Here is a 13859-nt window from a genome sequence, read left to right on the forward strand (position 1 = left end):
TTAGCGCTCGATGGCCAGGGCCACGCCCTGTCCGCCGCCGATGCACAGGGTCGCCAGACCCTTCTTGGCATCGCGGGCGATCATCTCATGGACCAGGGTCACCAGGATGCGGCAGCCTGAGGCCCCGATGGGGTGGCCGATAGCGATGGCGCCGCCATTGACGTTCACCTTGCTGACATCCCAGCCCAGCTCCTTGTTGACGGAGAGGGCCTGGGCGGCGAAGGCCTCGTTGGCCTCGACCAGGTCCAGGTCGTCCAGACTCCAGCCGGCCTTCTCGAGGCAGCGACGGGTGGCCGGGGCCGGGCCGATGCCCATGATCGAGGGATCGACGCCGGCATTGCTGTAGGCCTTGATGCGGGCCAGCGGCTCGAGGCCCAGGGCCTTGGCCTTGTCAGCGGTGCAGAGCATCACCACGGCGGCGCCGTCATTGATGGAGGAGGCGTTGCCGGCGGTGACGGTGCCGTCCTTCTTGAAGGCCGGGCGCATGCCGGCGAGCTTCTCGGCAGTCACGTCACGCGGGCCCTCGTCGGTGTCGAAGACCACCGGGTCACCCTTGCGCTGGGGGATTTCCACCGGGACGATCTGCCCCTTGAACTTCCCCTCCTTGATGGCGGCGGTGGCCTTCTGCTGGGAGCCGGCGGCAAACTCGTCCATTTCCTCGCGGGTGATGCCGTACTTCTCGGCCAGGTTCTCGGCCGTGATGCCCATGTGGTAATTATTGAAGGCGTCCCACAGGCCGTCGTGGACCATGGTGTCCACCGCTTTCCAGTCGCCCATGCGCTGGCCGGTGCGGGAGTTGGGCAGCACGTGGGGCGAAGCGGACATGTTCTCCTGGCCGCCGGCGATAACCAGCTCGGCGTCGCCGCAGCGGATTGCTTGGGTGGCCAGGTGCAGGGCCTTGAGGCCGGAGCCGCAGACCTTGTTGATGGTCATGGCGGGCACGGCATCCGGCAGACCGGCCTTGATGGACGCTTGGCGGGCAGGGTTCTGGCCGACCCCGGCGGTGAGCACCTGGCCGAGCAGTACCTCGTCGACCTGATCCCCGGCGACGCCGGTGGTGGACAGGATGTCCTTGATGACATGGGCACCCAGGTCGCTGGCCGGGATGCCGGCCAGGGAGCCACCGAAGGTGCCGACGGCAGTGCGGCGAGCGGCAACAATCACCACGTCTTGCATGGGAGATACTCCTGAAGAATGACTAGCGGGCTTGCGGCCGTGTCTGGAGGGCAACCTGAGCGTGATGACGTCTCAGACAGAGCCGGGCCTTTCAGGATAGGGGACGTTTGTGCATCGCGGCAATGCTTCCATGGCCGAATATGCAGGTAAGGGCGGGGGCAAGGCAGGGGCTGCGGCACCCTGCAAGGTGCCGCGCCAGGCAGCTGTCAGGCCAGCTGTACCGGGATGGCGTCGCTGGTGTGGCTGATGACATTGCCTTCCTGGAGGTAGACCAAGGCCGGCGCGTGCGCCTTGAGCTCCTCGTCGCTGTAATGAGCATAGCTGCAGATGATCACGCGTTGCCCCTCGCTTGCCAGGTGAGCCGCGGCGCCGTTCACCGAGATGATCTTCGACCCCTCTTCCGCGCGGATGGCGTAGGTGGTGAAGCGCTGGCCATTCTCGACGTTGTAGATCTGGATCTGCTCGTTCTCGCGGATGCCGGACATGTCGAGCAGCTCGCCGTCGATGGCGCAGGAGCCCTCGTAATTGAGCACGGCATGGGTGACACGAGCCATGTGCAGCTTGGACTTGAGCATGATGGTCTGCATGGAGCGAAGATTCCTTTGTTTGACGGTGCCACACGCCCTCAGCGTGGCAGGGTCAGGCTCAGGTTATCGATCAATCGGGTTGGGCCCAGGCGCGCCGCGGCGAGCAGCACGGCCTCGCGGGTGGTTGCCGTGACGGGCCCCAGGTCGGCGTTGCGAAGCTCGAGGTAGTCCGGCGCGAAGCCGGCCTCTCTCAGCCGGGCCAGACCGTCGGCCAGGGTATCGTCCGGGTCGGCACCGGCCGCCAGAGCCTCGCGCAGTGCGCACAGGGTGCAGTAGAGCAAGGGGGCGGTGGCGCGCTGAGCGGCATCCAGGTAGCCGTTGCGCGAAGAGAGGGCCAGGCCATCCTCGGCGCGCACGATGGGCACGCCGACGACGTCCACAGGGAGGTGCAGGTCGGCCACCAGGCGGCGGATCACTGCCAGCTGCTGGTAGTCCTTCTCGCCGAAGCAGGCGATATCGGGCTGCACCAGGTGGAAGAGCATGGTGACGACGGTGGCGACGCCATCGAAGTGTCCGGGCCGGTCGCCACCGCAGAGCCCCTCGCTGACCTCGGGCACGCAGACCCGGGTCTGGCCCTCCAGGCCGCGCGGGTAGAGGGTCGTCGTCTCGGGAGCGAACAGCAGGTCGCAGCCGGCGTCCTCGAGCTTGGTCTGATCGTCGGCCAGGGTGCGCGGGTAGGCGTCCAGATCCTCGCCGGCACCGAATTGCAGGGGATTGACGAAGATAGTCGCCACGACCACGTCGCCCCGGCGGCGCGCCTCCGCCACCAGGGCCAGATGGCCCTCATGCAGGTTGCCCATGGTCGGTACCAGGGCGATGCGCTGGCCGCGGTGACGGAACTCGTCCAGGGCCTCGCGCAGGAGCGAAATCTCTCGCAGGGTACGCATCACGGCGAGCTCCTAGAAACGTGGCTTAGAAACAGTGCTCTTGGGCGGGAAAGCGACGGGCCTTGACGTCCTCGTGGTAGCGGCGGAAGGCGCCTGGGATATCGTCGGCATCAACCATGAAGTTTTTCACGAAGCGTGGCGTCCGGCCGTGGGTCACCCCCAGCACGTCGTGCATTACCAGGATCTGGCCGTCCGTGTCGGGGCCGGCGCCGATGCCGATCACCGGCACCTCCAGCGCCTCGCTCACTGCTCGTCCCAGGCTTGCCGGCACGCACTCGAGCAGGATTACCGAGGCGCCGGCCTCGACCAGGGCACGGGCATCCTCGAGGATCCGGGTTGCCTGCTCGGCCTCGCGCCCCTGCACCTTGTAGCCCCCCAACTGGTAGACCGACTGGGGCGTCAGACCGAGATGGGCGCAGATCGGCACGCCGCGTCGGGTCAGCTCACGGATGCCGTCGGCCATCCAGGCCTCGCCCTCGACCTTGACCAGTTCGGCCCCGGCGCGCATCAGCTCGCCGGCATCCTGCAGCAGGCGTTCGGTGCTCGAGTTGCTCATGAAGGGCAGGTCGACCATCAGCAGGCTGGCGCCCTTACCGCGGGCCACGCAGCGGGTGTGGTAGCAGATCTCGTCGAGGGTCACCGGCAAGGTGCTGTCATGGCCCTGCAGGACCATGCCCAGGGAGTCCCCCACCAGCAGCACCTCGATGCCCGCCTCTGCGGCCGCCCTGGCGAAGGAGGCGTCATAGGCGGTCAGGCAGCTGAACGGCTCACCGGCGCGCTTGGAGGCCTGCAGCGTGCTCAGGGTGACGGTTTTCATGGCGTGATCTCGTCGTCTGGTCGTGGGTGGCTTCTGGCGGGCCTGCTTCGGTGTAACCTGCGATTGTTACCTAAATCATGTCGGAGTGTCGATAGGTAACAGTGCGGGGCATTCCTCAGTCTTGCGGTAACACTGTCCTGAGGTCTCGGGTCTCGAGCCCGGCGGTCAGTCGCGCCAGAGGCTTGTCGTCGAGTACCAGGCTTGGGGCCAACTCGAAGAGTGGGACCAGCACGAAGGCGCGCCGAGTCATCTCCGGGTGGGGCACCGTCAGCCGTGGCAGCGTGATTCGCTGTTCATCGAAGAGTAGCAGGTCCAGGTCGAGCGTCCGTGGGCCCCAGCGTCGACCGCGTACGCGACCGTGGCGTTGCTCGAGGGCCTGCAACTGGTCGAGCAGAGCGAGCGGCGAGAGCCGCGTCTCCAGATGCGCCACGGCATTGATATAGTCGGGCTGGTCGGTAGGCCCCACCGGTGAGCTGGCATAGAGTCGCGAGGCGGCAATGCGATGGGTCAGGGGAAGACGCTCGAGCTCGCTTAGGGCGCGCTCGACATGCTCACGCGGGCCGTCGAGATTGCTGCCCAGGCCGATCCAGGCATGGTGCCATGGAGGGCTCATGTCTCGCTCGCGGGGCCCCGGGGTTTCCTGCGGCGACGCCGGCGCTTGCGGGGTTGGCCGCTGCCGGCGGGGTCGGCGCCGACCTTGCCCAGCAGACGACGCTGCTCGTGCTCGTCGGCCTGCTGGAAAGCGGTCCACCAGTCACCCAGACCGGGCTCGAGTTCGCCGGCGCCTTCGCGCAGCAGCAGGAAGTCGTAGGCGGCCCGGAAGCGCGGGTGCTCGCGGGTCTGGAAGACGCGCTTGCCGCGTCGCAGCGGTAGCCGCTGCTGCAGATCCCAGATGTCGCGCATCGGCAGGCTGAAGCGCTTGGGGATGGCGACGTGCTGGAGCTGGCGCGACACCACCTGCTGGGACGCCGCCTGTAGCGCGGGGATGGGCGGCATGCCCTCGGCCTCGAGGATCGCCTGGCGCTGCTGGACGGGCGCCCAGAGCAGGGCGGCGAACAGGAAGGCCGGGGTCACGGGGCGGTCCTCGGCGATGCGGCGGTCGGTGCTCTCCAGCGCCAGCTCGACGAGGCGCTCTGCCCAGGGCAGCTCCTCCATGGCCTCATCGGCCTCGGGGAAGAGCATCGCGAACAGCCCGTACTGGCGCAACAGATGGAAGGTGGCGACGCCCTGGCCGGCCATGAACAGCTTGAGGACCTCATCGAACAGCCGCGCCGGGGGGATCTGCAGCAGCAGCGGCGCGGCGTCGTGGATGGGAGCCTCGGTGGCCGGGTCGAGGTGGAAGTCGAGCTTGGCGGCGAAGCGCACCGCCCTGAGCATCCTCACCGGGTCCTCGCGATAGCGTGTCGCCGGATCGCCGATCAGCCGCAGGGTGCGGGCTTCGATGTCACGCACGCCGTCAGCGAAGTCGTGGATCGAGAAGTCGGCAATGTTGTAGTAGAGGGCGTTGACGGTGAAGTCGCGGCGCAGGGCATCTTCCTCGATATTGCCCCAGACATTGTCGCGCAGCAGCAGGCCATCGTCCGACTGCTGGGAGATGTGGTCGGCGTGGTCATCGTTCGGCTTGCCCCGGAAGGTGGTGACCTCGATCACCTCGCGACCGAAGCGGACATGCACGATACGAAAACGCCGGCCGATGATGCGCGAGTTGCGGAACAGGTCCTTGACCTGCTCCGGCGTGGCATCCGTGGCGACATCGAAGTCCTTGGGCATGTGACCGAGCAGCGCATCGCGGATACAGCCGCCCACCAGGAAGGCCTGGAAGCCGGCATTGTGCAGCCGGTAGAGCACCTTGAGGGCGGCGTCGCTGAAGTGCTGACGCGAGACAGGGTGTTCCTGACGGGGAATGATGCGCGGCCCGGTGCTGCCGGCCGGCGCATCCTGAGGGCCGAATAGCGACTTGATGCGCTCGCCCGGACTCTGCAGAAAGCGGGTAAAACCTTTGATCATGCGGCGATATCAACTCGCGGGGACGCGGAAAGCGTTGAGTGTAGCCGACCACTGACACCTTGCAAAGCGCGACACAGTGTCGGGGCGTGCCAGAAGCAGAAAGGGGAGGCCATCGGCCTCCCCTGTAAGCAGGATGCAGCATCCCTGCTGCTGATTCTTCTTCGTGATGGCGCATCGCCCTGAATACGCACCACAGTCACCAAGGAGTGTTCAGGCAAGCGGTGTTGTTGTGTTTGTTGATGCTCCTGACAGCGACCGTCTCGTATTCAAAACAATAGTCCAACCACGACGGCATGAAAGCATGCCTCCTCCCGGCTTGTTGGTGTTGTTGCCGGGAGTGCACCTCGACGACCTCTTGTCATTGTTGGTCGGCCGTACCCGGGTGCGTCGCGTCCTGATGGCTCCGGTGCTTCGAGCAGCTTGTTGTTGTTGGGACTCGAAGGCCTCGCGCCGTGCCGATGCTGTTCTTGTTGTCGGCAAGCGCCGAAGTCGTAGAGGCCCGGGTATCTTGTTGTTGTTCGAGGGTCGGGCCCCGTCACGCCTGGCTGACCTGTTGTTATTGTTGGCAGCGGGTGACGTCCGGATTTGTTTTTCTTGCCTTACCTTTAGCAGGCTGCGTGCCATCGGAAAATAAATTTTTTAAAAACATATGGTTACGTATGCCAGGGGAAGTTCATCTGCTACCAGGGGAGCGGAGTGTTACCCGATTTGTCCCGTTGTGGAGCATTGGCTGTGTGGGAAGGTAACAAATAGTGCAGGCGGGGCGGCGTGAAGGGGAAAAGAGGCGCCCGGGGTCGACGCCGCGGCCACTTGTACCATGGTCGCATGGTCAGCCGCCTCAGCCCGTGTTTCGGCGTGGGCTCTTCTTGCGGGGTATGCCCAGGCGCTGGCGGCGCTCCCACAAGCACTTGCGGCTGATGCCGAGCTTCTGGGCGAGCTCGGTCTCGCTCATCTGGTCCTGGTGCTCCAGCACGAAGTGCTGGAAGTAGTCCTCCAGGGAGAGATCCTCCTCGTCGCCGCTCTTCTCTTCGCTGGTTTCCTGCTCCAGCGGGCCGGCGAGAGCCGATGCGGGTGCCGGAGGCTTGCCCGGCGGCTGGGGGGGTGGCGCGAGCCCCAGGTCGTCGGGATGGATGAGGTGGCCCTCGGCGAGGATCACGCCGCGCTCCAGGGCATTCTCCAGCTCACGCACGTTGCCGGGCCAGGGGTAGTCGCGGATGGTGCGCCGCGTGGCTCGCGAGAGGCGCAGCCCGTCGCGCTCGTGACGCCGGCAGGCCTTCTCGAGCAGGACGTCGGCGATCTCGAGGATGTCATCCTCGCGTTCGCGCAGGGCCGGTAGGTCGATCTGCATCACGTTGAGACGGTAGTAGAGGTCGAGGCGGAACTCGCCGGTCTTCGACAGGCTCTGCAGGTCGCGGTGGGTGGCGGCGATCAGGCGCACATCGACATGCCGGGTTTCCACCGAGCCGATCTTGCGGATTTCGCCTTCTTGAAGCACTCGCAGCAGGCGGGCCTGGGCGTCGAGTGGCAGTTCGCCGATCTCGTCAAGGAAAAGGGTGCCGCCGTCGGCGGCCTCGACCAGGCCGGTACGCGCGGCGCTGGCCCCCGTGAAGGCGCCCTTCTCGTGGCCAAACAGTTCAGACTCGATCAGCGTCTCGGGGATGGCCGCACAGTTGACGCAGATCAGCGGCGCATGGGCGCGGCGGCTCTGCTGGTGCAAGGCGCGGGCGACCAGCTCCTTGCCGGTGCCCGACTCGCCCTGGATCAGCACGGTGACATCGGCCGGTGCTACCTTGCGGATGCGTGTATAGACAATCTGCATGGCGGGACAGTTGCCGATCATGGTCTGGCGTTTGCCGCCGGGTTCGGTGATGTCGGGCGGCTCGCCCTGCTGCGAGGCCTGCCGGTGTAGCACCCGGGCCACGGTCTCGAGCAGCTCGTCGTGGTCGAAGGGCTTGGCCACATAGTCCACGGCCCCGAGCTTCAGCGCCTCCACCGCGGAGCGCATGCTGGCGTAGCTGGTCATGATCAGCACCGGGATGGGGGCGGCGTGGCCGATCAGCTCGGTGCCGGGCTCGCCGGGGAGCCGGAGGTCGCTGATCACCAGGTCGAAGCCCTGAGGCTCTAGCGTGAGGGCCTCAGCCACCGAGCCGGCCTCGCTGACCCGGTGGTCGTGGCGCTCCAGCAGCCGCTTCAGGGCGCTGCGGATGATGGCTTCGTCTTCAACGATCAGGATCCGGCTCATCGGTGCTGTCACCATGTTCTGGGTTGAGGGGCAGCCACAGGTGGAAGCGGGTGCCCTGGGTCTGCCCGGGGGGCGGGGAGTCGATATCGATCTGGCCGCCGTGCTCGGCAATGATGCTGTAGACCAGTGGCAGGCCGAGTCCCGTCCCTCCGCCGGGGGGCTTGGTGGTGGTGAAGGGCTCGAACAGGTGGTCGCGCACCCGCTCGTCGATGCCGTGGCCCTGGTCGGTGACGGTGATGTGGAGCCATTTGCCCTGGGGAGCCGCATCGATGGTCACCTCGCCTCCCGGGGCACTGGCATCGCGGGCATTGCCGAGCAGGTTGACCATTACCTGCAGCAGCCGCTGGGAATCCCCCTTGGCCTCGAGGCCGGCCGGACAGCGATTGTGGTAACGAATATCCTCCCCCGAGCGGGCGAGATGGATCAAGTGCAGGGCCTCGTCGGTCACTCTGTCAAGCGACACCGCGGCGAAGGGCTGGCCGGTCACGTGTCGGCCGCCATGGGCGAAGCCTACCAGAGACTCGACGATGCGCGAGATCCGGTCGGTGAGCTGCTGGATCTGGGTGGCAGTCTCCAGCACTTCCGGGTCATCGGTATCGTAGCGCAGGTTCTGGGCCAGTGAGGAGATGCCGGTGACGGGATTGCCGATCTCGTGGGCCACGCCCGCTGCCAACTGGCCGATGGAGGCCAGTCGAGCGGCATGGACCAGCTCGTCCTCCAGCCATTTCATCTCGCTGTGGTCCTCTACCAGGATCACGGTGCCGCCACGCATCTCCTCGTCGGCCTCGAGTTCAGCCTTGTGCAGGCTCAGGTAGCGGGTGGTGCCATCCAGCGTTACCGGTTGCTTGTAGAGGTGGTCGTGATGCTCGAGGAACATGCGCCCCAGCAGGGATCCCCAGGGCGGCGGCAGGCCATCGCGGCGCGAGCCGACCACGCTGCTGCCATCGATCCCGGAGAGCTCGGCGAGGGCGTCGTTCCACATCAGCAGCTCGTCGTCGACGCCGAAGGCACACAGGCCCACTGGCAGCCGGGTGAGGATGCGGCGGTGGTAACGGCGCAGGCCGTCGAGCTCTCGGGCCAGGCCGGTCAGCCGGGTGCGATAGGCCTCCAGGCGGCTCTCGACGAAATGGATGTCGTCGTTGGGCTCCAGGCCACCACGGCGATAGGGCAGGTGGCGGTCGACGATATCCTGGGCCACCGAGGGACCCATCAGCCCTGAAAGGTTGGCCTGGATGCGGTCGCGCAGTCGGCGCAGCGCATAGGGGCGACCATCCAGTGGCGACAGGCCCAGGTCGCCAAGGGCGCGGTCGACCTCGCGGCTGGCGACCTCCTCGCCCAGGGCGCGGGTCAGGTGGTGCTTGAACTCCTCGCCGTTGCCGGCCACCAGCGGCAAGCGCTTGGGACGGATCACCGCATCCACCGAGCAGGCTTCGGCCGCGGCCTGCTCGCCGGCGGAGGTGGGCGTGATCAGCGAGACCAGGATGAGGGTCAGGATGTTGGCCGCCAGCGAGACCAGGGTCACCACGTACCAGACCGGCTCGCCGGCCAGCGCCTCCAGGCCCGGTGGCAGCAGCACCAGGGCTGGAAGATCGGTGAGCAGGGGGACCCAGGTGCCGGAGAGCCATACCAGCACCCCCGCCGTCAGCCCACTCACCATGCCCTTGCGGTTGGCGCCCGGCCAGTAGAGCAGGGCCAGCATGCCCGGCAGGCACTGGGCCATGCCGATGAAGGCGGCCAGTCCCAGGGTGGTGAGGTTGTGGTTCACCCCGACCAGGCGGTAGAAGAGCCAGCCACCGAGGATCACCGCCACGATCAGCGCACGGCGTAGCCAGCGCAGCCAGCGGTAGAGGTCGGGCTGGTCCACCGGGGGGTGGGCGACCAGCACCAGATGGTTGAGGATCATGCCTGACAACGCCAGGGAAATGATGATCATGGTGCCACTGGTGGCCGCCAGACCGGCGATGAACACCAGGCCCTGGAGCCACAGCGACTCCGAGAGTCCGTAGGCCAGGTAGGCGGGCCCGAGCCCGCCGGCATCGACCCCCAGACGCTGGGCGGCCCAGAGGATCAGAGGCACCGGCAGTGCCATCAGCAGCAGGAACAGCGGCAGCGTCCATGAGGCCTGGAGGAGGGTGCGCCGCGAGAGGGTCTCGGCGAAGGTGATATGGAACATGTGCGGCATCAGGAAGGCCGCGGCGAAGAACAGCAGCAGCAGGGTGCGCCACTGGGCTGGGTCGAGCTTGGCGATACTGGCCTGGGCCGCGCGTCCCGGGCCGTCCAGCCAGGTCTGGAGGTCGGCGGGGCCATCGAAGACCACGAAGAGCGCGAAGGCCCCCAGTGCCAGCATGGCGGTGAGCTTGATCAGCGAGTCCAGGGCGATGACCGCGAGCAGGGTGTCGTGGCGGGCGTGCAGCCGGGTGTGACGAGCGCCGAAGAGGATGGCGAACAGCGCGATCAGTGCGCAGAACAGAAGGGCCAGCAGGGCCGGCGAGGCGGTGCCGGTCATCAGATAGATGGTGTCTCCCAGGGTCTGCACCTGAAGGGCCAGCAGGGGCAGTACGGCCAGCAGGCTGACCAGGGTGATCAGGGTGCCGACCCAGCGCGAGCGGAAGCGGAAGGCGAAGAGGTCGGCCAGCGAGGCCAACTGGTAGGTGCGGGTCATGCGCTGGATCGGCACCAGCAGCACCGGGGCGAGCAGGAAGGCCCCCGCTACCCCCAGATAGTAGGCGAGGTAGCCATAGCCGGCATTGCCGGCCAGCTCCAGGCTGCCGTAGATCGCCCAGGCGCTGGCGTACACCCCCAATGCCAGGGTATAGACTGCCGGATGGCGCGCGATGCGCGTGGGGATCCAGTGCCGTTCCACCGCCAGGGCGCCGAGGAAAAGCAGCAGCAGGTAGCCACTGCCGAGGGCCAGCAGGCCGCCGAGGCTAGCGTTCATCGAGCTTCCTCTTCTGCTCCAGCCACAGGGTCAGGGCGATCAGCACGCCCCAGATGACGAAGGGGCGGTACCAGGCCACCTCGGGGCTGGCCCAGCCGCTCATCAGCAGCGGGGAGAGCAGGTACCCGCCGAAGACCAGGAAGAGCATGATGCGATAGATGTACATGGCGGGCTCCTCTCAGGGCGAGGCGGTGTCGGCCTGGCGGTGGGCTTCGGCGCGCAGCCGGGCGATATCCCAATGGGCGACGGCCCAGCGTAGCTGCTCGTCCACCGGCGCCGTGGCAAGCGTACGGGGCGGGGCCTGGTCCAGCGCCGTCAGGGCTGCATGCAGTTGCGGGCGCACGGCATCGTCCTGTTCCGGCAGGGCCGGTGCCAGGTTTTGCTTGGAGAGCTTCTGGCCGTCCTCGCCGATGATCAACGGTAGATGCAGGTAGCGGGGCTCGGGGACGTCCAGGGCGTGCTGCAGCTGGCGCTGCCAAGGGGTGTTGTCGAGCAGGTCGAAGCCGCGCACCACGTCGCTGATGCCCTGGTCGGCGTCGTCGACCACCACCGCAAGTTGATAGGCCCAGAAACCGTCCTTGCGCTGGAGTACGACGTCGCCGAGCTCGGCCGGGTCGAAGCGCTGCTCACCGAACAGGCGGTCCTGCCAGACGACCGGGCGCAGGCCCAGGTCGCTGCGCAGTCGCCAGGCGACCGGCTTGCCGGGTTCGCGCACCCCCTCTCGACACCAGCCGGGGTAGACGGGATGGTCGCGCCACTGGCGGCGCGAGCAGCTGCAGGGATAGGCGAGCCCCTGTGCCTTGAGCCGCTCCAGAGCGGCGGCATAGGCGTCGTGGCGGTCATGCTGCCAGGTGACCGGGCCATCCCAGTGCAGGCCGAAGGCCTCGAGCTGGCGCAGGATGGTGTCGGCGGCTCCGGCGGGGCAGCGTGGCGGGTCGATATCCTCGATGCGCAGCCGCCACTCGCCACCCGCGCGGCGGGCATCCAGGAAGCTGGCCAGGGCCGCTACCAGGGAGCCGAAATGCAGGGGCCCCGAGGGGGTCGGCGCAAAGCGGCCGCGGTAGTCGCTCATCGGTTCCCCCTGTCGCGCCGGGCCGACATGCAAACGGGCACCCTGGGGTGCCCGTCGCGGGGTGGGGTCGAGGAGATCGGCATCGCCGCCTTAGCCGCCCAACTGCTTTTCCTTGAGCTCGGCCAGGGTCTTGCAGTCCACGCACAGGGTGGCGGTGGGCCGCGCCTCCAGCCGGCGGATACCGATCTCGACACCGCAAGCCTCGCAGAAGCCGTAGTCATCCTCGTCGATCTTCTCGAGGGTCTCGTTGATCTTCTTGAGCAGCTTGCGCTCGCGATCGCGGGTGCGCAGTTCCAGGTTGAAGCCCTCTTCCTGAGTGGCCCGATCGGCGGGGTCGGCGTAGTTGTTCGCCTCCTCCTGCAGATGGCGCACGGTGCGATCGACTTCTTCCATGAGCTCCTGTTTCCAGCCCAGCAGGATCTGTCGGAAGTGCTCCAGCTGCTTCTCGTTCATGTACTCTTCACCCGGCGCCGGCTCGTACGGGGTGAATTTCTTGGGAGCATCCATCTTCTTTTCTGCTACTGGCATGGGATTGCCTCGTTACTTGAGTGACTACTGATCAATACCCGCCGTGATGCCTGGTATCTCACGCCAAAGGGGTGCTTGTTTAGCGTAAAAAGAGCAGTCGTGCAACCTCTACCGCTGCCCGGACTGCGCCTGCACGCCAAAAATCGTAACATGCCATTTTGACCCTTGGCCGCGGGAAAGATGCCCGTCGTGCCGCGACGTGTCGAGAGGAGCCCTACATGTCCTGGAATACGCGCGTCGAGCGCATCGCCCCCTTCCGCGTGATGAGCCTGCTGGAGACGGCCCAGGCCCGCGAGGCCGCCGGGCACGATGTCATCCACCTGGAGGTCGGTGAGCCCGATTTCCCGACCCCCGAGCCGGTGATCGAGGCCGGCCATGCCGCGCTGTCGGCCGGTCATACCCGCTATACGCCGGCGGCAGGGCTGCCGGCGCTGCGCGAGGCCATCGCCGGCCACTATGCCGAGCACTTCGGTGCCGCCGTCGACCCCAGGCGCATCCTGGTCACGCCCGGCGCTTCCGGAGCGCTGCTGCTGGCCAGCCAGCTGCTGGCCAGCCCGGGTGACCGGGTGCTGATGGCCGATCCCAACTACCCCTGCAACCGCCACTTCATGGCCCTGGCCGGCGCCGAGGTGGACGCCGTGCCGGTGGGGCCGGCCAGCGACTGGCAGCTGGATGCCGGGCTCGTCGAGGCCCACTGGCGCGAGGATACCCGCCTGGCCATGCTCGCCACGCCCTCGAACCCCACCGGCCATATGCTCGATGCCGGGCAGCTCGCGGCGGTGGCCAAGACGGTGGCGGCGCGTGGTGGCCACCTGCTGGTGGACGAGATCTACCAGGGACTCTGCTACGATCTCGAACCGCTCTCGGTGGCCTCGCTCAGCGCCGATGCCTTCGTGGTCAACAGCTTCTCCAAGTATTTCGGCATGACCGGTTGGCGCCTGGGCTGGCTGCTGGCGCCCGAAGCGGCGGTGGAGCCGCTTGCCCGGCTGGCCCAGAATGTCTTCCTGGCCGCTTCCACCCCGGCCCAGCATGCGGCCCTGGCCGCCTTCACGCCCGAGTGCCACGGGATCCTCGAGACCCGGCGGAGCGAGCTCGGCAGGCGCCGCGACGCTCTGCTGGCGGGTCTCTCCCGCCTGGAGCTCGCGCCGTCGCTGGCGCCCCAGGGGGCCTTCTATGTGTGGCTCGACATCTCGCGCTACAGCGACGACAGCGAGGCCTTCTGCCGGGCGCTGCTCGAGGAGGAGAACGTCGCCATCACCCCGGGGACGGACTTCGCCCTGCACGGCGGTGAGCACCATGTGCGTATCGCCTTCACCACCGGCGAGGCGCGGCTGGAGGAGGCCGTGAGCCGCCTCGAGCGCTTCCTGGCGCGCCGCTGATGGAGTATCCGACCCTGGCCCCCGGGACCCTGCTGCGTCGCTACAAGCGTTTCCTGGCCGATGTGCGCCTCGATGACGGCCGCGAGGTGGTGGCCCACTGTCCCAATACCGGTTCCATGCGGGCGGTGAACGTGCCGGGCTGCCGGGTCTGGCTGTCGCCCAGCGACAACCCGGCCCGCAAGCTGGCCTGGACATGGGAGCTGATCGAGCTGCCGCAGTTTAACGG

12 protein-coding genes and 1 pseudogene are annotated in these 13859 nt (G+C 67.2%); 2 read left to right on the plus strand and 11 right to left on the minus strand.

Translation table 11 applies throughout. The features are described from left to right. From RI841_RS08440 to dksA, 11 genes are all read right to left on the minus strand, one after another. The gene (locus RI841_RS08440; RefSeq protein WP_310705148.1) at positions 1–1176 is read right to left on the minus strand and encodes an acetyl-CoA C-acetyltransferase; all 1176 of its coding nucleotides are present in this window, start codon (positions 1174–1176) and stop codon (positions 1–3) included. Between the two features lie 206 nt (positions 1177–1382). After that, on the minus strand, positions 1383–1763 hold the full coding sequence (gene panD / locus RI841_RS08445) for an aspartate 1-decarboxylase (RefSeq protein WP_310705149.1): 381 nt from the start codon (positions 1761–1763) through the stop codon (positions 1383–1385). A 38-nt stretch (positions 1764–1801) separates the two neighbouring features. Beyond that, entirely contained in the window at positions 1802–2650 is an 849-nt protein-coding gene (panC, locus tag RI841_RS08450) for a pantoate--beta-alanine ligase (protein ID WP_310705158.1), read from the minus strand. A 25-nt stretch (positions 2651–2675) separates the two neighbouring features. After that, a complete protein-coding gene (gene panB, locus RI841_RS08455; RefSeq protein WP_310705150.1) occupies positions 2676–3467 on the minus strand; it encodes a 3-methyl-2-oxobutanoate hydroxymethyltransferase in 792 nt (263 codons plus the stop codon). 115 nt (positions 3468–3582) lie between these two features. Continuing rightward, entirely contained in the window at positions 3583–4080 is a 498-nt protein-coding gene (gene folK / locus RI841_RS08460) for a 2-amino-4-hydroxy-6-hydroxymethyldihydropteridine diphosphokinase (protein ID WP_310705151.1), read from the minus strand. Then, the gene (gene pcnB, locus RI841_RS08465; RefSeq protein ID WP_310705152.1) at positions 4077–5474 is read right to left on the minus strand and encodes a polynucleotide adenylyltransferase PcnB; all 1398 of its coding nucleotides are present in this window, start codon (positions 5472–5474) and stop codon (positions 4077–4079) included. The genes folK and pcnB overlap by 4 nt, the downstream gene beginning before the upstream one ends. Positions 5475–6312: 838 nt before the next feature. After that, complete coding sequence (locus RI841_RS08470) at positions 6313–7716, minus strand: sigma-54 dependent transcriptional regulator (protein ID WP_310705153.1); 1404 nt, start codon at positions 7714–7716, stop codon at positions 6313–6315. Then, on the minus strand, positions 7694–10654 hold the full coding sequence (locus RI841_RS08475) for an ATP-binding protein (RefSeq protein ID WP_310705154.1): 2961 nt from the start codon (positions 10652–10654) through the stop codon (positions 7694–7696). Before RI841_RS08475 ends, RI841_RS08470 begins: the two co-directional genes overlap by 23 nt. After that, on the minus strand, positions 10644–10820 hold the full coding sequence (locus RI841_RS08480; RefSeq protein WP_310705155.1) for a hypothetical protein: 177 nt from the start codon (positions 10818–10820) through the stop codon (positions 10644–10646). Before RI841_RS08480 ends, RI841_RS08475 begins: the two co-directional genes overlap by 11 nt. Before the next feature lie 12 nt (positions 10821–10832). Next, positions 10833–11726: a tRNA glutamyl-Q(34) synthetase GluQRS gene (gene gluQRS, locus RI841_RS08485; protein ID WP_310705156.1), complete on the minus strand. Its 894-nt coding sequence runs from the start codon at positions 11724–11726 to the stop codon at positions 10833–10835. Between the two features lie 90 nt (positions 11727–11816). Continuing rightward, positions 11817–12254, minus strand: coding sequence for an RNA polymerase-binding protein DksA (gene dksA / locus RI841_RS08490; protein WP_040183924.1), 438 nt, complete (start codon positions 12252–12254; stop codon positions 11817–11819). A gap of 218 nt (positions 12255–12472) precedes the next feature. On the opposite strand from dksA, the gene RI841_RS08495 reads away from it, so the two are divergent. After that, positions 12473–13633 (plus strand): pyridoxal phosphate-dependent aminotransferase, encoded by a 1161-nt coding sequence (locus RI841_RS08495; protein ID WP_310705157.1) that lies wholly within the window; start codon positions 12473–12475, stop codon positions 13631–13633. Then, a pseudogene (locus RI841_RS08500) lies at positions 13633–13859 on the plus strand (DNA/RNA nuclease SfsA); the annotation flags it as partial. The gene RI841_RS08495 and the pseudogene RI841_RS08500, both read left to right, overlap by 1 nt.

Origin of the sequence: Halomonas sp. (assembly GCF_031581305.1) — a bacterium.
Taxonomy (GTDB): domain Bacteria; phylum Pseudomonadota; class Gammaproteobacteria; order Pseudomonadales; family Halomonadaceae; genus Halomonas.

Bases quoted from the DNA above. Each gene is read 5' to 3' on its own strand.
- pcnB (WP_310705152.1), bottom strand. From the start codon at position 5,474: ATGATCAAAGGTTTTACCCGCTTTCTGCAGAGTCCGGGCGAGCGCATC.
- RI841_RS08495 (WP_310705157.1), top strand. From the start codon at position 12,473: ATGTCCTGGAATACGCGCGTCGAGCGCATCGCCCCCTTCCGCGTGATG.
- gluQRS (WP_310705156.1), bottom strand. From the start codon at position 11,726: ATGAGCGACTACCGCGGCCGCTTTGCGCCGACCCCCTCGGGGCCCCTG.
- RI841_RS08475 (WP_310705154.1), bottom strand. From the start codon at position 10,654: ATGAACGCTAGCCTCGGCGGCCTGCTGGCCCTCGGCAGTGGCTACCTG.
- panC (WP_310705158.1), bottom strand. From the start codon at position 2,650: ATGCGTACCCTGCGAGAGATTTCGCTCCTGCGCGAGGCCCTGGACGAG.
- panB (WP_310705150.1), bottom strand. From the start codon at position 3,467: ATGAAAACCGTCACCCTGAGCACGCTGCAGGCCTCCAAGCGCGCCGGT.
- RI841_RS08470 (WP_310705153.1), bottom strand. From the start codon at position 7,716: ATGAGCCGGATCCTGATCGTTGAAGACGAAGCCATCATCCGCAGCGCC.
- RI841_RS08480 (WP_310705155.1), bottom strand. From the start codon at position 10,820: ATGTACATCTATCGCATCATGCTCTTCCTGGTCTTCGGCGGGTACCTG.
- panD (WP_310705149.1), bottom strand. From the start codon at position 1,763: ATGCAGACCATCATGCTCAAGTCCAAGCTGCACATGGCTCGTGTCACC.
- folK (WP_310705151.1), bottom strand. From the start codon at position 4,080: ATGAGCCCTCCATGGCACCATGCCTGGATCGGCCTGGGCAGCAATCTC.
- RI841_RS08440 (WP_310705148.1), bottom strand. From the start codon at position 1,176: ATGCAAGACGTGGTGATTGTTGCCGCTCGCCGCACTGCCGTCGGCACC.
- dksA (WP_040183924.1), bottom strand. From the start codon at position 12,254: ATGCCAGTAGCAGAAAAGAAGATGGATGCTCCCAAGAAATTCACCCCG.